Raw genomic sequence first — 19,766 nt, forward strand, 5'->3', positions numbered from 1 at the left:
TGCTCACCTATTGCCCAGCGGGAACGCGACTTGCAACCCTTTGTCTGCGGCAATCTTTCATTAGATTCAATCTCTCAGCATCGTTAAACTGCGCGCCATGGCACGGAAACCGGACGGAGACTTACGGAAAGGATGGACGACAGGCGCCTGCGCATGTGCAGCCGCCACCGCCGCCTATTGCGCGCTTTTGGGGCGCAGCTTCCCGAATCCGGTTCGCATCCAACTGCCCAAGGGGCTTACCCCCTTGTTCGATCTGGCCGAACAGGAGCTAAAAGAGAACGAGGCCAGCGCCGCTGTGATCAAGGATGCCGGTGACGACCCGGATGTCACCCATCAGGCCTGCATTCGCACGACGGTGCGACTGTTGCCGGAAGGCAGCGGGGTCGTCTTCAAGGCCGGTCCCGGTGTGGGCATGGTGACAAAACCGGGCCTGCCCATCCCGCCGGGAGAACCCGCCATCAATCCGAAACCCCGGGAAATGATACGCGACAATCTGACCGCCATCGCTGAAGCCCATGAAGTCCCGCTCGACGTGGAAGTTACGGTCAGCATCGACAATGGCGAGGCAATCGCCCAGAAGACCTGGAATCCGCGTCTGGGCATTGTCGGTGGCCTGTCCGTGCTGGGCACGACGGGGGTCGTCATTCCCTTTTCCTGCAGTGCCTGGATTCATTCCATCCATCGCGGGATCGACGTTGCCCGCGCAACCGGTCTCACCCATGTGGCAGGCGCAACAGGCAAAACCTCAGAGGACACCGTCCAGAAATTGTTCGACCTGCCGCCTGAGGCCATGCTGGACATGGGGGATTTTGCCGGGGGCCTGTTGAAATACTTGCGGCGTAATCCGCTGCCACGCCTGACATTGGCCGGTGGTTTCGCCAAATTCGTGAAGCTGGCACAAGGGAACCTGGACCTCCACAGCTCCCGCTCCCAGGTAGATTTTGCGGCTCTGGCGCAATTGGTGGAAAGGTTGGGTGGCACCGCTGAACAGGTCACCCGGACCCGCACAGCAAACACGGCTAAACAAGTTCTCGAGCTGTGCAGCGACCTGCCTTTGCCGCAGGTTATCGCACGGCAAGCACGCGAAACCGCCCTGGCTACATTGTCCGGAGAAACGGCAGTGGACGTGCTGATCATCGATCGACAGGGAGCGGTCATCGCCCATGAGGGGGTCTGACAAAGCCACGGTTCTGCTTCTGGCAGGCACCGGCGAAGCCCGCCGACTGGCCTCGGCCATCTGTGACACCCTACCGGAAGTAGACCTGATTTCGTCACTCGCCGGTGTGACCAGCAAACCCGCCCCGATTGCCGGAACAAAGCGTGAGGGCGGCTTCGGCGGCGTCGATGGCCTCTGCCGTTTTCTGGAACAGGAATCCGTGGTGGCCGTGCTGGACGCAACGCACCCCTTTGCCGAAGGGATGACGCGAAATGCCGTTGAGGCCTGCGGAAAAACAGGAACGCCCTTGTTACGCCTGGAGCGTGCGCCCTGGACGGAAACACCCGACGATATCTGGCATCATGTTCCTTCGCTGGCGGATGCCGCGTCTCATCTGTCGGGATTTGGCGGACGCGCCTTACTGACCGTTGGCTCAAAGGATCTGCTGGCATTTCGCGATGTGCAAGGCCCGACAATTATCGCGCGGATGACCGAACCACCTGAAAAAGGCATCATGCCGCAGAATTTTAAAATTCTACTGGAGCGCGGCCCATTTGACCTTCCCCACGAACGGGCGTTAATGTCGCGGTTGAAAATCGATCTGCTTGTGACCAAAAATAGTGGTGGGGACGCTGTGGCTGCGAAACTGGATGCTGCACGGGAGTTGCGCATTCCTGTTTTGATTGTCGACCGGTCGGCTGTACCTGCGACAGAAACGACAACGTCGCTTGAGGATACGGTCGAGTGGGTTAAAGAGATTGTGAGGGGCTCTTAAAAATGCGTGTTTTCTCTATTGTCCTGGCGTTGTTCCTGGCGTTGACGCCCTTTGCCGCGCAGGCGACAAAGGGTCTGTTTCAGGAAGACGCCATTTTGAAGGCCACAACGGAAGGCGACTTTAACGCAGCGCGCACGGCCCTGTTCAAGGGCGCCAACCCGGACACGCCCGACCAGCAGGGCAGGACGCCGATGATGCGCGCCGCCAACGCGCATAATTTCGACATCATGGAATTGCTGTTGAAATACAATGCCGAGATTGATGTGACCGACAAGCTTGGCAATACCGTGCTCTATTATGCAGCCGACCGCGGGGACTATGAAACTGTTCAGTTCCTGCTGGACCACGGCGCCAGCCCGAATGTGCAGAACAACCAGGGCGTCACCCCCTTTATGATGGCAGCAGAATCCGGTGACCGGGATGTTGTCCAGCTCATGCTGGACCATGACGCAACATTCGGCCTGCGTGACTATACCGGGCGCGGCGTGATGGATTTTGCCCGCAACGCGCGTGGTGGCGGCATGGAAGATTTCCTCAGGCGTAACGGCGCCCCCGAATAGGATTACCTATTCCGCTTCCATCATGAAATTCCGCCAGAATCGTGTGGGCAACCCGCCACCGGCAACATGTTTCATCGGGCTGAAATCGTCATTGCCCATCCACACGCCTGCAATCAGGCCCGCATCATAACCGACGAACCAGGCATCCCGGTTATCCTGACTGGTGCCGGTCTTGCCCGCACCGCCTCCATTCGGCAGTTTCGCCGCCTTGCCGGTTCCCCAGGCAACCACTGCGTGCAGCAGGTTATACATATTCTCTGCGACCTTGGGCGCGATGACCCGTTCTTCCACCGGCCGGTACCGGTAAAGGACATTTCCATTTCGGTCCTCGATCGACAGGATCGCATAGGGTGTGACCCCCATCCCCCCGTTGGCAAAAACCGCATAGGCCGCCGTCAGTTCCAGGGGAGAGACCTCATGCACCCCCAAAGCCAGGGAAGGGTCCGTCTTCAGCGGTGACGTGATGCCCAGGCGGCGGGCCGCCTGAACCACCTTGTCGCGGCCAACGGTTTCGGACAAGGCAACGGCGACAGAGTTGGAAGACCGCGCCACCCCTTCCCGCATGGTCATCTCACCGCGATGTTTCCGGCTGGCATTTCGCGGCGTCCAGCCGTCCACGCTGATCACGCGATCATCCAGGATTGTGTCCGGTGTAAAACCGGCCTCCAGTGCCGCCAGATAAACGAATGGCTTGAAGGTGGAGCCCGGCTGGCGAAAGGCCTGAACGGCCCTGTTGAAAGGGCTTTTCGACCAGGATCGTCCACCCAGCATGGCCGTCACCGCTCCATCGACCTCCATCGCGACAAAAGCCAGTTGCCCGGCATCGCCCTGATCCATTTTTGATTTGAACTTTACCGCCGTCCGTTCCGCCAAACGCTGGTGTTGCGGGCGAAGCGTCGTGCGAATCACAAGATCCCTGTCAACGCCGCCGACCAGAGCCTCCGCACGCTGACGGACCCAACTGCCGAAGTATCGGCCGCTATCGCCAACGGAATATCCCGACGAATGAATAACCTTGCGTTTTGCCTTACGCGCCTTGTCCGCCGACAACCACCCGGCCGCCACCATATTGTCCAGTACCACATTGGCGCGGGCCGCCGCCTTTTTGGGTGATGCGACGGGATTGAGGCGGCTGGGGGCCTTGGGCAGTCCCGCAAGGACAGCGGCCTCATAAAGGCTGACCTTGGCTGCAGGCACACCAAAATATCGTCTCGCCGCCGCATCAACACCATAGGTGCCTGCCCCCAGGTAAATGCGGTTCAAGTAAATCGACAGAATCTGATCCTTGGTCAGGTTCCGCTCCAGCCAGAAGGCCAGGATGACCTCCTGCACCTTACGCCGGATGGTTCGTTCCTGCGTCAGGAACAGATTCTTTGCCAATTGCTGGGTAATCGTACTACCGCCCTGGCGTATGCCACCCGCCAGCACGTTGGTCACCATCGCACGCGCCAGACCGATGGGGTCGATACCACCGTGATCATAGAAACGGCGATCCTCGGTCGCCAGGAAGGCATGGGGCAGATAGGAGGGTAAATCCGCAACCTTGATGGCATTGCCGTAGATATCGCCCTGGTTTGTCACGACACTGCCATCTGCCGCCAACAGGGTTACCGTCGGCCGCCGTGATGTCTGGTCAATTGCCTCCATTGGGTCCGGCGTATCCCAGCCGAACCAGAGAACGACCGCCACCAGCGCGATGCCGCCCCAGATCACAAGCGCCAGAAGGCGCTTCAGCCAACGCCACCATCCCCGCGACGACCTTGGCGCATCGTCCTTCCGTGTTTTCTTGCGTGTCGAGGCAGACGACCGTTTTGACGCAGGTTTCTTCGCCGTTTTCTTGGCTTTGCTCTTGGTCGGTTTTTTCTTCTTTTGAGGGGCGGATTTAGTCATGTCACCATTCTTATGCCGATTCGCACGCAGAGGAATGCGGGATTTACCCTTTGCCTTTTGCCTGAAAAAGCCCTAAAATTATAGCCATTCTAAAAAGAGCCCTTAATGGGTAAAATGGTTGGGTTTAACAAGGTAACGGGCTTCCCATATAAAGCTCATGATTAAAGAACGCCCTTTCGCAAAAGTTTTGGAACAATTGTCTGCAGTCGGCCTTCGCCCGACGCGACAGCGGTTGGCTCTGGCGAAGCTGTTGTTTGACAACGGTCATCACCATGTCACCGCAGAACAACTGTATTCAACCGCCTGCGCCAACAATGTAAAAGTCTCCTTGGCGACCGTCTATAATACCTTGCACCAGTTTAAGGAAGTGGGGTTGTTGCGTGAGGTTGTTGTTGAAGCCGGTCGGTCCTATTTCGACACAAATCTGAGCGACCATCATCATTTCTTCCGGGAAAGCACCGGCGAATTGATCGACATCCCCAAAGACGATATCGCGGTCTCCAATCTGCCTCAGCCGCCACAGGGAACCAAAGTCGACAGCGTCAATGTGATTATTCGCATACGCGATCAATAATCATTATCATTACCCTTTAAAAACATGGTTTTTACAGACTGTTTGGAATTATTCTAAACATTGACAGCGATTGCATTCTGGCTCATAGTATCAGTCTGGGTTTCCGGCCGCTTTGGCCCAATAAGATAACCAATGGGCAGCAAACTGCCCGCCATTCTTGGACTTATCAGGAGAGAAGCCATGTCGCTCAAGGGCACAAAAACCGAAGACAATCTGAAAGAAGCATTTGCCGGTGAAAGCCAGGCAAACCGCCGCTACCTGTATTTTGCACAGAAGGCCGACATCGAGGGCTATAACGACGTTTCCGCCGTATTCCGCTCTACTGCGGAAGGTGAAACCGGCCACGCCCACGGCCATCTGGAATTTCTGGAAGAAGTTGGTGACCCCGCCACGGGCGAGCCGATCGGTAACACTGCCGCCAATCTGAAAGCGGCGATCGCGGGTGAAACCCACGAATACACCGATATGTATCCGGGCATGGCCCGTACTGCCCGTGAAGAGGGCTTCGATGAAATCGCCGACTGGTTCGAAACGCTGGCCAAGGCCGAAAAAAGCCACGCCGGGCGTTTCCAGAAGGCTTTGGACTCGTTGGGCAGCTAACGCGTTAAAGATGCCAGGCGGGGCCATGTGCCCCGCCTTTTCTTAAAGCCCACCACCGGAATTGACGGCCTGACAAGCTGTTTACCACATCCCCTTAGAGAGGTGAGGTAGCGCTATGCGTGAAGGTAGCCTGGACGCACCGATCCGCCATCCCATCAATTGGACGGATCCCGAATTTTACGATGCGGAAAAACTGGACGAGGAATTACGCCGCGTCTTTGACATCTGTCACGGATGCAGACGCTGCTTTAACCTGTGCGATTCCTTCCCCCGCCTCTTCGATCTGATCGACGAGTCAGAAAGCGGGGAGCTGGATACGGTCGATTCAAAGGATTTCAAACCCGTCGCGGACGCCTGCACCTTGTGTGACATGTGCTTCATGACGAAATGTCCCTATGTGCCGCCGCATGAGTTCAACCTGGATTTTCCGCATCTCATGCTCCGCTATCGCGCTGTCGAATTGAAGAACGGTCAGCAGTCCGCCATGGACCGGCAACTGACGGAGACCGACCGCAACGGCAAGCTGGCCGGAATGGTCGCCCCCATTTCGAACTGGGCCTCAGACCGGCATAATTCGATGACGCGCCCGGTGATGGAGAAGGTAACCGGTATCCATAAGGAGGCCGAACTTCCCAAATTCCATGCCAGTACCTTCGTCAAACGCGCCAGCAAGACAAAGCCGGAGGTGAACGCACAAGCCCCCGCCTATGGCCGCAAGGCGGTCCTTTATGCCACCTGCTTTGCCAATTACAACAACCCGACCATTGGAACGGCAGCCCAGGCGGTTCTGGCCCATAATGGCGTCGAAACGGAAGTGGTCTATCCCGAATGCTGCGGCATGCCACAGCTTGAGCACGGCGATCTTGCCCGCGTGTCGGACAAGGCAAAAACGGTTTCCAAGGCCCTCAAACCCTATATCGACCAGGGTTATGACGTTATCGCACTGGTGCCGAGCTGTACCCTGATGCTGAAATTTGAATGGCCGCTGATCACCCCGGAGGATGAGGACGTCAAACGCCTGTCCCAGGCCACGTTCGACATCAGCGAGTATATCGTCGATATCGCCAAGAAGGATGGCCTGGCAGATGGCCTGACGCCTCTGGATGGTGGCGTATCGGTTCATCTGGCCTGCCATGCGCGGGCCCAGAATATGGGCCAGAAGGCGGCTGAACTGATGCAACTGCTGCCGGACACCGACCTGAAGGTCGTGGAGCGTTGCTCCGGCCACGGCGGTTCCTGGGGCATCATGAAGGATAATTTCGAGGTCGGCATGAAAGTCGGACGCCCGGTCTTCCGGCAAATGGCCGACGGCGGCAAACCGAAATATATTGCCAGCGAATGCCCATTGGCCGGCCTGCATATCGGACAGGGCATCGAACGCCAGGCAAAAGAGGGCGACACGCAGCCGGAAACCGTGCCGCACCCGATCATACTAATGGCGAAGTCCTACGGCCTGACCTATTAGGCCGCTGGACGAATAAACAACGAAGACCCACGGAGAGTAGACATGTCTGCAGCGCGTAAGATCACCAAGGACGATATCCTGCCGCTGGACGAATACATCAAGGTTCGCAAGGACCGTAAGGCCGCATTATTGCCGCGCAAGAAAAAGCGGCGCGCGGAAATCGGCCCGGTTGCCACCGTCTATTTCGAATCCTTCGATACCATGCTGCATCAGATTCAGGAGATGCTCTATATCGAAAAAGGCGGCGACGAACAGTTACGGGACGAACTGGCGGCCTATAACCCGCTCGTCCCCAACGGGCGCGAGCTGGTGACGACCGTCATGTTTGAAATCGACGATGAGATCCGCCGACGCAACTTCCTGTCTCGCCTCGGCGGGGTCGAAGAGACCATGTTCATCAAATTCGGCGATGAAGAGATTTTCGGCCGTCCGGAAGAGGATGTGGACAGGACCACAGCCGACGGCAAAGCCTCCAGCGTGCAGTTCATCCATTTCCCTTTCACCGATGAACAGGCCGCAAAGTTCAGCGAACCCGGCACGCAGGTCATCGTCGGCTTCAAACATCCCGAATATGCCCATATGGCGATCATTCAGGAGGAAAGCCGCGCCGAACTGGCCGGTGACTTTGCTTGAGAATACGGCTCAGGCCGCAATAACGACCTTGTTGCGGCCTGCTTCCTTTGCCTTATAAAGGGCCCGGTCCGCACGGCGGAGAACATCATCAAGTGTTTCGCCTTCGGACCATTGTGCAAGGCCGATACTGACGGTCACCTGGACATTCTCCCCGTCACCGACGTCAATTGAAGCGTCTTCAATTGCCTTGTGACAACGCTTGGCAACGGCCTGCGCCTCATCAGCCGATGTTTCCGGCAGGCAGATCGCGAATTCCTCGCCCCCCAGGCGCCCGATGCTATCGGGTTCCCGCAGCGATTCCATGCATTTCTCCGCGATGAATTTGAGGACCTCGTCACCCGCGGCGTGACCATAGCTGTCGTTGACATGTTTGAAATGATCTACATCCAGCATGCATAGCGTCAGCGGCTGACCATAGCGTTTGCAGCGTACGACCTCCCGTTCCGCCACTTCCATGAAATACCTGCGGATGAAGACATTGGTCAGAAAATCTATGGTGGCCATGCGGCGCAGTTCCACCGTCCGCGCCCGCAGGGTCAGCAGGCTTTGCGCCCTTGCTATGAGTTCCACCGGTTCCAGGGGTTTCGGCACGAAATCATTCGCACCAGCCTCAAACGCCTGGCGCAACACGTCCCGCTCTTCCATGGCGGTTACCATCACAATCGGGAATTCTTCCTTACTGCGCTGTTCTCTATAGGACCGGATGACATCAAGGCCATTCATTTTGGGCATCATGTAATCAACCATCAGCAGGTCAATTTCATTGTCCATGCAATACCGAAGTCCTTCTTCGGGATCGGTAAAGATAATGGGATCCACGCCCCCAATTTTCTTGAGATATTCCGCGATCAAACGCGCAGTAATCAATGTGTCGTCAATGACAACAACCTGCATTCAACACGTCTCCCAACAGTGATCGTGTACCGTTAATGCGGCTTACTGATTCTAGGGTAGGTGTGTTTTGAACAGGAGTAAAGACCATACACAGCAAAGCGGGAGCAACCAGGGCTCCCGCTTTCATTCATATTTCCATATCTCAGAGATCTGAATCCCACCGCGCGTAATGAGAACCGATCCTTGTCCCCGCACTGGATTTGCGGGTGGCTAAATCGTCACTGGCAATCATCCAGCCACGTGCCGATAATTGTGCCACAATACCGTCCTTCGTCAACCGGGTAGTCGTGCAACGCGGCATCATTCTTCTGCTTTGGTGAAGATTTTTAACCAAAGGTTTCTCAATGATACCTGTAACCTTTATTAACGTTTCGTTAACTACTTGGCGGCACGAAATGAATTCTCACAATCGGAACCGGGTTATTCAGGTAGCCAGGACCATACACAAGGTGGGATCATTGTGCAGCGCACAAAAACCGGTTCATCCCAGGGTCGGAAAATGGCACAGACGCCGGTCGCGTTAATCTTTTTCGTCATCCGGGTCGTAATAAGGGAACGTATCCTCGTCGTAATGAGGCCATTTGAATGTTATGGCTGAACGCTCCCCCATCTCCAGAGTACCGGCGGCATATTGGTCCAGCAGGTCTTCCGCGACCTGGGCAGCGAATTCCAACGCCACCTCCCGCGCCTTCTGGGCGGGCTGACGGGCAAACTCCGGGGAAAACAGGAGACGCGACAATCGGGGCTGCTGGGCCTTCAGGAATTTTGCCATATGCGTCAGGAAGGTTGTCTCCGACATGGCCTGAGGCAATGGTTCCGGCAGGTCTTCCAGACAGTGGGCCAGGATCATGAAGGCGATATTCTGTTTGTTCTCAAAGGCCGGGACGGTGTCAATCGACGTCACAACCCTCTCATAATAGGAGCGTTGTTCCCCTTCCAGGGACCGGACTTTCCGAAGGACAACCTCCAAATAAGGGGTAGACATGTTGCCGTCAGCCTCATCTCAACAATCGAGAGTTCAGAATGAACGCCAAGGTAGCGTCGCCCCCCTATATTAGGCAACCTCCATTATAAAGAAAATGGCCGGAACAAATCCGGCCATTTTCCCGTCGTCAAAGTCTCAACAGCGGTGCGTCAGGCCGCAACCCCGTTGGCGTTTGTTTCCAGCGCATAGCCCGCGGAACGGACCGTACGGATCACATCCTCCCGGCCTTCCTGGTTCAGTGCCTTGCGCAAACGCCGGATATGAACGTCGACGGTACGCGATTCCACATAGACATCGCGGCCCCAGACGGCATCCAGCAACTGTTCGCGGGAAAAGACCCGGCCCGGATTTTCCATCAGATGACGCAGCAGGCGAAACTCTGTCGGCCCCAATTTGATCTCGTCGCCATTGCGGTAGACGCGATAGGCCGCCAAATCCATCTGCAATTCACCTGCCTCCAGCGTCTCATCCGTCAGGCTGGGGCGGGACCGGCGTAACAGGGCGTTGATCCTGGCCAGCAATTCACCGGGCGAGAAGGGTTTGACCATATAGTCGTCGGCCCCCGATTCCAGTCCGCGAACTGTATCGGATTCCTCGCCCCTGGCCGTCAGCATGATGATCGGCATGTTCCGCGTTTCCTGACGCCGACGCATACGGCGGCAGATTTCCACGCCCGACACATTGGGCAACATCCAATCCAGCAGCATGAGGTCAGGCTGTGCCTCTTCCACCTTGATCAGGGCCTCGTCGCCGTCATAGGCGACATCAACCGCGAAACCTTCACGTTCCAGGTTATATTTGAGCAGCGTTACGACCGCAGCCTCATCTTCAACAATTAAGATGTTACCTTTAGTCACCGTTTAACATCCCCACTATTTTACCGACGTCCCCAATCAGGACGCGTCGCCTTCAGGCTCAACAACCGTCATTGACGATGCATCAGCCTTTGGCCGTACGCCAGCAAGCGGCTGGCCTTCCACCCGATAGTATACAGTTTCCGCCACATTCGTCGCCAGATCGCCCATACGTTCAATGTTCTTGGCAATGAACAGCAGGTGCGTGCAGGGTGTGATATGGCGCGGGTCTTCCATCATATAGGTCAGCAACTCCCGGAAGAGGCTGGTGTAATGGTTGTCCACTTCCTCATCCGCCTGCCATACGGCAACGGCCTTTTCTGCATCACCCTGAATGAACGCATCGAACACGTCCTTCAGCATTGCCTGTACCGAACGGGCCATGCGCGTGATGCTGCCCGTCATGGGCATCGGCGCGGTCTGGTTCAGAATAATCGACCGCTTGGCAATGTTCTTCGCATAGTCGCCGATCCGTTCGATATCCGATGCCGTTTTCAGGCAGGAAATAATATAGCGCAGGTCATCCGCCATGGGCTGACGCAGGGCGATGGTCTTGACCGCAAGGTTTTCGATTTCCTTTTCAAGGTCGTCGATATCCTTGTCCGACTGCCGGACACTGTTCGCCAGCTCCTCGTTACGCGTTTCGATTGCCTTCATGGCACCATCAAGCTGTGCTTCCGCCAGGCCGCTCATACGGCTGAACAGGCTGGAGAGCTGTTCCAGGTCGGAATCGTATGCCCGGACGATATGATCTTTTGTTTCCATCTCTTACTTCCTTGCGCCTATCGTCGCTTGTGCCAGCAATTAACCGAAGCGGCCCGTGATATAACCTTGGGTTCGTTCGTCTTCCGGATTGGTGAAAATCTTCTCCGTCTCACCAACCTCGACAAGGTTGCCCAGGTGGAAGAAGGCCGTGCGCTGCGACACGCGGGCCGCCTGCTGCATGGAGTGGGTCACGATCACGATCGTATAGTTTTCACGCAGTTCGTGAATCAGCTCCTCGATCTTGGCCGTGGCGATCGGGTCGAGCGCGGAGCACGGCTCATCCATCAGGATGACTTCCGGTTTCACGGCAATCGCACGGGCAATGCACAGGCGCTGCTGCTGACCACCGGAAAGGCCGGTGCCCGGCTGATCCAGACGGTCTTTGACCTCTTCCCAGATGCTTGCCTTGCGCAGGCTGGTTTCCACCACTTCGTCCAGTTCCGCCTTGTTGCTCACGATGCCATGAATGCGCGGACCGTAAGCGACGTTGTCATAAATCGACTTGGGGAAGGGGTTCGGCTTCTGAAAGACCATGCCGACGCGGGCGCGCAAATGAACCGGGTCCACATCTTTGGCGTAGATATCTTCGCCATCCAGCGTGATCTTACCCTGGACCCGGCAGATTTCCACCACGTCATTCATACGGTTCAGGCAACGCAGGAAGGTGGACTTGCCGCAACCGGATGGTCCGATCAGGGCCGTCACTTCCTGTTCGTAAATGTCCAGATTGACATCGAACAGGGCCTGTTTCTCGCCATAGAAAACACGGACATCCTCGCCACGCATCTTTGACCGCCGGCTTTCCGGGACGGATTGGACGATTTGTTCAACGGCTGCCATTTTGATCGATCCTTATACTCAATCAGCTAGGGTCATTGATGCCGCTTACCAGCGACGTTCAAATTTCTTACGCAGCAATACCGCCGCAAGGTTCATCACGATGAGGAAGCCGAGCAAAACAATGATTGCGGCGCTGGTGCGCTCCACAAATGCACGTTCCGCACTGTCGGCCCAGAGGTAGACCTGAACCGGCAACACCGTCGACGGATCGGTCGGCCCGCCCGGAATGTCGGCAATGAAAGCCACCATGCCGATCATCAGCAGCGGAGCCGTCTCGCCCAGAGCCTGCCCCATACCAATGATGGTCCCGGTCAACATGCCCGGCAAGGCCAGCGGCAGGACGTGATGGGTCACCACCTGCAGACGGCTGGCGCCCATGCCCAGGGCCGCTTCGCGGATCGACGGCGGCACGGCTTTCAGGGCCGCACGGCTGGCGATGATAATCGTCGGCAATGTCATCAGCGTCAGGACCATACCACCGACCAGCGGCGCTGAACGCGGCAGCCCGAACCAGTTCAGGAACAAGGCCAGGCCCAACAGACCGAAGACAATCGACGGAACCGCCGCCAGGTTGTTGATATTCACCTCGATCAGGTCGGTCCATTTATTCTTGGGCGCAAATTCCTCAAGATAGACCGCCGCAGAAACGCCGATCGGGAAAGACAGGACCAGGGTCACAAGCAGGGTCCAGAAAGAGCCGACAACGGCGCCCCAGAGACCGGCCATTTCCGGCTCGCGGCTATCGCCCTGGGTCAGAAGACGCCAGTTGAACTTCTTCTCAATCGCCCCGTGGTCGATAAGTTCGTCGACCCAGGCGATCTGCTGATCGTTGACGCGGCGGTCACCCTCGGCAGCGCTCCGGTCGATTTTTCCCTTCATCAGCATGTCGATGTCATCGGCCGCCGGAACCCAGATATCAATCGTCTGTCCGATCTGATCCGGATGCTCAAGGACATATTCGCGCAATTCATACTGCGCGCCACTGCTGACAAGCTTGTACAGTTCGCGTTTGTCGCGACGCCCGGTTACCTCCGGGAACAGGTTACGTACAGATTCTTTGACCATGCCGTAATAGTTGGCGGCACCAATAGCCTCGGGGTCCTTCGTCCCCTGGGGGTCGATCTGTTCCTGCTTCAGGTCGACCGTCAGCCGCATCTCGGACTGCTGGAAAGCCGACAGGCCGTTGGACAGGATCGTAATAAACAGCACCGACAGGAATGTCAGCGCCAGACCGATCGCGATCAACCCGTAGGAACGGAAACGTTTTTCCGCCGCATGCCGCTTGGCCAACCGTGCCTTGATGCGGGCCTGACGTTCCTCGTGCTGCGTGTTTTCGTCTGAGATAGCCATATCAGTCATATTGTTCCCGATACTTGCGAACGACGCGAAGCGCGATGATGTTGAGGATCAAGGTGACAACAAAGAGCACCAGCCCCAGCGCGAAGGCCGCCAGCGTTTTGGGGCTGTCGAATTCCTGGTCACCGACCAGCAGGGTCACGATCTGCACGGTAACCGTCGTTACCGCCTGGAAGGGGTTCGCAGTCAGATTGGCCGACAGGCCCGCGGCCATGACAACAATCATGGTCTCGCCGATGGCGCGGCTCGCCGCCAGCAGGATCGAGCCGACGATGCCCGGCAGGGCCGCCGGCAGGATGACGTTGCGGATGGTTTCCGATCTGGTTGCGCCCAGCCCGTAGGAACCTTCGCGCAGGGAGTTGGGAACCGCAGCAATCACATCATCCGACAGGGAGGAGACGAAGGGGATGATCATGATCCCCATGACAAGGCCCGCGGCCAGTGCACTTTCCGACGCCACATCCAGCCCCAGCAGCGAACCGCCCTCACGAAGGAAGGGGGCGACTGTCAGGGCGGCGAAGAAACCGTAAACCACGGTCGGAATACCCGCCAGAATTTCCAGCAGCGGCTTTACCGTTGCGCGGAATTTGGGCGAGGCATATTCCGCCATATAAATTGCGGCATAAAGGCCGATAGGCACCGCAACCAGCAAGGCAATCAAACTGATCAGGGCCGTCCCGGCAAAAATCGGAACCGCGCCGAATTTTCCGCTGGAGCCGACCTGGTCGGCGCGCAGGGCCGTCTGCGGGCTCCATTCCAGGCCGAACAGGAACTCATGTACCGGAATTTTGGAAAAGAAATTACCGGTCTCGAAAACCAGCGACAGGATAATGCCGACGGTGGTCAGGATCGCCACACAGGAGCAGGCAATCAGCATCCACATGATGATGCGTTCCACCGACTGACGGGCCCGCATCGCGGGGTTAATACGCGTCCGCGCAAAAGCCAGACCGGCGGAAGCCGCCGCCAGGAACACGACCAGCAGAGACATTTCGCTGATGAATTCCAGGTTTTTGTATTTTTCAACAGCCGCAACTATGGCCGGTTCTGCCTGGCTTATGTCGCCAAGGCCGGCCGCCATGTTACGGATATCATTATAAACCAAACCAATTTGCGATTCCGTCATCCCCTGTAACGAGGACGCCAGATCGCCAAGAACAATCTCTTTAATGATGCTGCCTTCGGCCATGAGCCAGACCCCGGCCAGGGCCAGGGCGGGAATGGCACACCAGAGGGCAGCGAATACACCGTAATATCCGGGTAGCGAATGCAGGCTTACACCAGCCGCCTGCCCCAATCCGACCGCGCGGGTCCTGCCCAAACGAAAAGCCAGCGCCATGAGCGCCAGTAGACCGAGGGTAATGAGAAAGGATGTCATGCCTGCTATCTGCTTTTTTCTGGAAATGGGAAGTGGCGGGCCGCATCGGGCCCGCCACACCATTCGTCCAAATTACATGGACAGGTTCGTCAGGGACTGGGCAGCGGCTTTATATTTAGCACGCTCCTGAGCCGGCATCGGGATCAGACCCTTGTCAGCCAGGTAACCATCTTCACCCCAAGCAGCGTCGCTGGTGAATTCAGCCAGGTATTCTTCCATACCCGGGATCACACCAACGTGGGATTTCTTGACGTAGAAGTAGAGCGAACGGGACACGCCGTATTTGCTGTCGGCGATGTTGTCGAAGGTCGGCTCTACACCGCCAACTTTGGAACCCTGGATCTTGTCAGCGTTCTGGTCGAGGAAGGAGAAACCGAAGATACCAAAGGCATCTTTGTTGGCTTCCAGTTTCTGAACGATCAGGTTGTCGTTTTCACCGGCTTCGATGAAAGCGCCATCTTCACGCATTGCATGAGCAACGGCTTTGAAGGCTTTTTTGTCTTCTTTCTTCAGCGCAACGAGGCTGTCGAATTCTTCAGCGCCTTCTTCCATGACCAGTTCGACGAAAGCGTCACGGGTACCGGAGGTCGGCGGCGGGCCCAGAACTTCGATTTTGGTGTTCGGCAGGGAGCTGTCGATGTCGGACCATTTCTGGTTCGGGTTGGCGATCAGCTTGCCGTCTTTGCCCGGAACTTCCTTGGCCAGCGCCAGGAAGAGCTGTTCTTTGGTCAGGTTGACCTGCGTGGCGGACTTGGAGTTGGCGAAGACGATGCCGTCGTAACCGATTTTGATTTCGGTGATGTCGGACACGCCGTTTTTCGCGCAACGCTCAACTTCCGATTTCTTGATACGGCGGGAAGCGTTGGTGATGTCCGGCGTTTCAACGCCAGCACCTTCACAGAACAGCTTCAGACCGCCACCGGAACCGGTGGATTCGATAACCGGGGTTTTGAAACCGGAGGTCCGGCCGAAAGTTTCAGCAACGGCAGTTGCAAACGGGAAAACCGTAGAGGAACCAACGATGCGGATCTGGTCACGCGCTTCAGCGGCACCGGCCACAGCGACCATGCCAAGAGCGGCGAAAGCTACGGACTTCGAGAAGAACTTCATGGGTAAATCCATCCTGGTTTTAACAGCCACACTTTGTCTCGGATTAAACAAAGACCCCCAATTGGCTGTTGCTAATAATTGGGCCCCTGTTGCGACGAGACATACGCTCCGTTCGCTGCACTTTTATGATGCGAATGTTACACTTGTGTGACTCAAACCACATTTTCTGCAGAAATTATGGTTTTTTGCTCAGGAAGGAGTGTCTTTTCGAGTCAGTTTTATGAAATCGGTAAGCTAACCGTAAAACAAGTGCCCTTGTCTTGCTCACTATCCACCGCCAGTCGTCCGCGATGGCGATTTACAATGTGCTTCACGATCGCCAGTCCCAATCCGGTACCGCCGATTTCACGCGACCGTGCCGCGTCCACGCGATAGAAGCGTTCCGTCAAACGGGGCAGATGGTCTCTGGGGATTCCGGCCCCATGGTCGCGGATCGAGATATCGATGCGGTTGCTGCCCGTCGGTTTGGCCGACACCTCGACCGGGGTTCCCTCCCGGCCATATTTAATGGCGTTGTCGATCAGGTTCTGAAAGACCTGTATCAACTGGTCGCTGTCCCCGGCGACAGGCGGCAGGCTTTCGGGAATGTCGAACTGCAGTTCCATTTCGCGCTTCGCCGCCTTCATGGCAAGAACGTTATGCACCTTGCCCAGCACGTCCCTGATTTCCACCTGCTGGCTCGGCCGCGTATGTTCATCCAGCTCGATACGCGACAAGGACAAAAGATCCTCGATGATGCGGAGCATTCGGCCCGACTGTTCCTGCATAATCTTGAGGAACTGTTCATGGGCGTCGATATCGTCCTTGGCCGGCCCCAACAGTGTTTCAATGAAACCGATCAGGCTGGTCAACGGCGTTCGCAATTCATGACTGACGTTGGCGACAAAATCGGCCCGCATGCGTTCCGACCGGTGAGCCTGCGTAACATCCTGCATCGCCATCAAAAGCGCGGAGGCATTCTTGCGCTCCGGAATGCCGGGGGCATGATGAATAGGCAGCAACCGCACCAGAAACGTCTGTTCGACGGGGGCAGGAAGACTGATTTCCGCCATCTGCGCCTGTTCGGTCACAATGGCTTTCTCAACCGCGCTTAACAATTTCGGCTGGCGGAACAGGTCCGTCAGACGGCGGCCGGGCTCCGCCGCCGCACCAAGGGCTGTCGCGGCAGTATTCACACGCATGATCCGTTGATCATGGGAGATGAAGATAAGCGGGTCGGGCAGCGAATCGATCATGCTTTCGATAATCGCCGCCCGCCTGACATCGTCATTATTCGAGATGGAAGTATGTTCCTTCAGACGCTGAAACTGCCGCTGAAGGGAAACTTCCGCATCAATCCGGTTGCGGACCAGCATGGCGATACTGACGACGATAACGATCGTCAGCAACACCACCGGCCAGACCGGCAGATGCCCGAGATAAACCAGCAAGGCAGCAAGTCCGACGTATGGCGCCGCAGCCAAAGCTGTCCATCGAATAACGCCCGCCTTCACCATACGCCTGTTTCCTCGCTGCCTTGCCTGTTACACCATCATCTCAGCACGTCATGTGCCGCCAACGCTGCCGCGTTGACCAGATCGTTGACACTGGCGCCGGTTTGGACGATTTGCACCGGTTTGCCAAGCCCCATCAGCAACGGCCCCAGGACGGTGCCTCCGCCCATTTCCTGCAACAGCCGCGTTGCGATATGGGCCGTATGCAGGCCCGGCATCACCAGGACGTTGGCCGCGCCGGACAAGCGACAGAAGGGATAGAGACGCTGCATATGTTCCGCGTTCAAGGCGACGGAGGGCGACATCTCACCATCGAATTCGAAGTCCACCTTGCGGGCTTCCAACTCGTCAACCGCGGCCCGGATGCGTTCCGGATGGGCGCGGGCCGGGTTGCCGAAACTGGACGCGCTCAGCAACGCCACACGCGGTACATGCCCAAGACTATGCGCAAAGCGCGCCGTCTGTTCCGCAATATCCGCCAGGGTCTTGCTGTCGGGCAATTCATGGATCGAGGTATCCGCCACGAAGAATGTCCGGCCACGCGCAACAACAATCATGATCCCCATGACCACTTCACCCGGCATCGGGTCGATCACACGGGTCACTTCCTCATAGGTATCGGTGAAGGCACGGGTCGTCCCGGAGACCACCGCATCCGTATCGCCCATGGCCAGCATGCAGGCGGCGAAAACATTGCGGTCCTGATGCACAAGCCGTGCACAATCACGATACATCAGCCCCTTGCGCTGTTCGCGCTTATACAGGAAGTCGATATATTTCTGATTACGATGCGACAGCTTGGCATTGATGATTTCGATGTCATGGACATCGGCCAGACCCAATTCCCGCATCGTTTCCTTGATACGCTCTTCACGGCCAACCAGAACAGGCGTGCCGTATCCTGCGTTCTTGAAGGCAACTGCCGCACGGATAACACGTTCTTCCTCGCCTTCCGCGAAGGTAACGCGGCGCGGGTTGGAACGGACCTTTTCAAAGATCAGGTTCAGCATGGATGCGGTCGGGTCCAGGCGTTCCTGAAGTTCCTGCTTGTAGCCTTCCATATCCATGATCGGCTTCTGGGCAACGCCGGAGTCCATGGCCGCCTGGGCGACGGCGGCAGGCACCGCCACGATGAGGCGCGGATCGAACGGCACAGGGATCAGATATTCCCCCCCGTAGATCAGCTTGCGCCCACCATAGGCCGCAGCAACCTCGTCCGGCACATCCTCGCGCGCCAGTTCGGCAATGGCCTTGGCCGCCGCAATCTTCATTTCGTCGTTGATCGTCGTCGCCCGGACATCCAGGGCCCCACGGAAGATATAGGGGAAGCCCAGCACATTGTTGACCTGGTTCGGATAGTCCGACCGGCCTGTTGCGACAATGGCATCCTTGCGCACGGTGCGGACCTCATCCGGGGTGATTTCCGGGTCCGGGTTGGCCATGGCAAAGATAATCGGCTTCTCTGCCATTTCGGCAACCATCTCTCCGGTCACCGCCCCTTTGACGGACAGACCAAAGAATGCATCCGCCCCTTTCAGGGCTTCGGTCAGGGTGCGGGCGTCGGTTTTGACCGCATGGGCGGACTTCCACTGGTTCATGCCCTCTTCACGACCCTGATAAATCACGCCTTTGGAGTCGCACATGATCACATTGTCATGCGGCAGCCCCATGGCCTTCATCAGTTCCACGCAGGCAATCGCCGCCGCCCCTGCGCCATTGACCACAAGCCTCGTGTTCGCGAGGTCACGACCGGTCAGATGCACCGCGTTCAACATGCCAGCCGCCGCGATAATCGCCGTGCCGTGCTGGTCATCATGGAAGACGGGAATATCCATCAACTCGCGCAGGCGCTGTTCAATGATGAAACATTCCGGGGCTTTGATGTCTTCCAGGTTGATACCGCCAAAGGTCTTGCCCAGATAGCGGACGCAGTTCACGAACTCGTCCACATCCGTGGTGTCGACCTCCAGGTCAATGCCATCGACATCGGCAAAACGCTTGAACAGGACGGCCTTGCCTTCCATCACCGGTTTCGAAGCAAGCGCGCCAATGGCCCCAAGGCCCAGGACAGCCGTCCCGTTGGAGATGACCGCCACGATATTGCCGCGCGCGGTATAATCATACGCCGCAGACGGATCTTCCGCGATCCGCAGGCAGGGAACCGCCACGCCCGGCGAATACGCCAGGGAAAGATCACGTTGTGTGGTTAGGGGTTTGGTTGGAGATATTTCTAGTTTGCCGGGTCTTTTCTGCGCGTGAAACAGAAGAGCATCCTCGTCGGTCATTCTTTGGTCGGCCATGTGTCGCCCCTTTTGTTTTTGTTGTCGCTATCATGTCATGGCGCAACGGACTTTCAAGTGCCCAGAAGAAGAAAACAGTATCGTTCGTACGGCAATGATCCTTACCATTACGCGATTAGCAGAAAACTATTTTACTTT

General features: G+C 57.0%; 18 protein-coding genes. 7 read left to right on the forward strand and 11 right to left on the reverse strand.

The window, feature by feature from the left end:
- Positions 1-97 precede the first annotated feature (97 nt).
- From IF205_RS00575 to IF205_RS00585, 3 genes are read left to right on the forward strand one after another with little or no spacing between them, the layout of a single operon-like run.
- Positions 98-1,177, forward strand: coding sequence for a cobalt-precorrin-5B (C(1))-methyltransferase (locus tag IF205_RS00575; protein WP_259781342.1), 1,080 nt, complete (start codon positions 98-100; stop codon positions 1,175-1,177).
- On the forward strand, positions 1,164-1,931 hold the full coding sequence (locus IF205_RS00580) for a cobalt-precorrin-6A reductase (RefSeq protein WP_259781343.1): 768 nt from the start codon (positions 1,164-1,166) through the stop codon (positions 1,929-1,931). Before IF205_RS00575 ends, IF205_RS00580 begins: the two co-directional genes overlap by 14 nt.
- Positions 1,932-1,933: 2 nt before the next feature.
- Complete coding sequence (locus IF205_RS00585; RefSeq protein ID WP_259781344.1) at positions 1,934-2,491, forward strand: ankyrin repeat domain-containing protein; 558 nt, start codon at positions 1,934-1,936, stop codon at positions 2,489-2,491.
- A 6-nt stretch (positions 2,492-2,497) separates the two neighbouring features.
- Here IF205_RS00585 and IF205_RS00590 read toward each other — a convergent pair whose 3' ends face one another.
- Positions 2,498-4,381 (reverse strand): transglycosylase domain-containing protein, encoded by a 1,884-nt coding sequence (locus IF205_RS00590; RefSeq protein ID WP_259781345.1) that lies wholly within the window; start codon positions 4,379-4,381, stop codon positions 2,498-2,500.
- Between the two features lie 157 nt (positions 4,382-4,538).
- Between IF205_RS00590 and irrA the strand changes: the two genes are divergently transcribed.
- The 4 genes from irrA (at position 4,539) to IF205_RS00610 (ending at position 7,653) form a co-directional block, all read left to right on the forward strand.
- Entirely contained in the window at positions 4,539-4,955 is a 417-nt protein-coding gene (gene irrA, locus IF205_RS00595; RefSeq protein WP_259781346.1) for an iron response transcriptional regulator IrrA, read from the forward strand.
- Positions 4,956-5,135: 180 nt separating this feature from the next.
- Positions 5,136-5,555, forward strand: coding sequence for a rubrerythrin family protein (locus tag IF205_RS00600; RefSeq protein ID WP_259781347.1), 420 nt, complete (start codon positions 5,136-5,138; stop codon positions 5,553-5,555).
- Between the two features lie 115 nt (positions 5,556-5,670).
- Positions 5,671-7,020 carry a heterodisulfide reductase-related iron-sulfur binding cluster gene (locus IF205_RS00605; protein ID WP_259781348.1) on the forward strand — a complete coding sequence of 450 codons (1,350 nt, stop codon included), beginning with the start codon at positions 5,671-5,673 and terminating at the stop codon, positions 7,018-7,020.
- A 42-nt stretch (positions 7,021-7,062) separates the two neighbouring features.
- Positions 7,063-7,653 carry a DUF3501 family protein gene (locus IF205_RS00610; RefSeq protein WP_259781349.1) on the forward strand — a complete coding sequence of 197 codons (591 nt, stop codon included), beginning with the start codon at positions 7,063-7,065 and terminating at the stop codon, positions 7,651-7,653.
- 9 nt (positions 7,654-7,662) lie between these two features.
- On the opposite strand, the gene IF205_RS00615 is transcribed toward IF205_RS00610, so the two are convergent.
- The 10 genes from IF205_RS00615 to IF205_RS00660 all read right to left on the reverse strand — a co-directional run bounded on the left by IF205_RS00615 (position 7,663) and on the right by IF205_RS00660 (position 19,628).
- A complete protein-coding gene (locus IF205_RS00615) occupies positions 7,663-8,547 on the reverse strand; it encodes a GGDEF domain-containing response regulator (protein WP_259781350.1) in 885 nt (294 codons plus the stop codon).
- Positions 8,548-9,067: 520 nt separating this feature from the next.
- The gene (locus IF205_RS00620) at positions 9,068-9,532 is read right to left on the reverse strand and encodes a hypothetical protein (protein ID WP_259781351.1); all 465 of its coding nucleotides are present in this window, start codon (positions 9,530-9,532) and stop codon (positions 9,068-9,070) included.
- 149 nt (positions 9,533-9,681) lie between these two features.
- Entirely contained in the window at positions 9,682-10,389 is a 708-nt protein-coding gene (gene phoB / locus IF205_RS00625; RefSeq protein ID WP_259781352.1) for a phosphate regulon transcriptional regulator PhoB, read from the reverse strand.
- 36 nt (positions 10,390-10,425) lie between these two features.
- Positions 10,426-11,151: a phosphate signaling complex protein PhoU gene (phoU, locus tag IF205_RS00630; protein WP_259781353.1), complete on the reverse strand. Its 726-nt coding sequence runs from the start codon at positions 11,149-11,151 to the stop codon at positions 10,426-10,428.
- Between the two features lie 39 nt (positions 11,152-11,190).
- Positions 11,191-11,937, reverse strand: coding sequence for a phosphate ABC transporter ATP-binding protein PstB (gene pstB / locus IF205_RS00635; RefSeq protein WP_259783332.1), 747 nt, complete (start codon positions 11,935-11,937; stop codon positions 11,191-11,193).
- Positions 11,938-12,036: 99 nt separating this feature from the next.
- Entirely contained in the window at positions 12,037-13,350 is a 1,314-nt protein-coding gene (gene pstA / locus IF205_RS00640; protein ID WP_375542666.1) for a phosphate ABC transporter permease PstA, read from the reverse strand.
- Entirely contained in the window at positions 13,343-14,725 is a 1,383-nt protein-coding gene (pstC, locus tag IF205_RS00645; protein WP_259781354.1) for a phosphate ABC transporter permease subunit PstC, read from the reverse strand. The genes pstA and pstC overlap by 8 nt, the downstream gene beginning before the upstream one ends.
- Positions 14,726-14,797: 72 nt before the next feature.
- Entirely contained in the window at positions 14,798-15,835 is a 1,038-nt protein-coding gene (locus tag IF205_RS00650; RefSeq protein ID WP_259781355.1) for a PstS family phosphate ABC transporter substrate-binding protein, read from the reverse strand.
- Positions 15,836-16,053: 218 nt separating this feature from the next.
- On the reverse strand, positions 16,054-17,331 hold the full coding sequence (phoR, locus tag IF205_RS00655) for a phosphate regulon sensor histidine kinase PhoR (protein ID WP_259781356.1): 1,278 nt from the start codon (positions 17,329-17,331) through the stop codon (positions 16,054-16,056).
- 35 nt (positions 17,332-17,366) lie between these two features.
- Complete coding sequence (locus tag IF205_RS00660; protein ID WP_259781357.1) at positions 17,367-19,628, reverse strand: NADP-dependent malic enzyme; 2,262 nt, start codon at positions 19,626-19,628, stop codon at positions 17,367-17,369.
- Positions 19,629-19,766 lie beyond the last annotated feature (138 nt).

This window comes from Aestuariispira ectoiniformans, assembly GCF_025136295.1.
GTDB lineage: Bacteria > Pseudomonadota > Alphaproteobacteria > UBA8366 > Aestuariispiraceae > Aestuariispira_A > Aestuariispira_A ectoiniformans.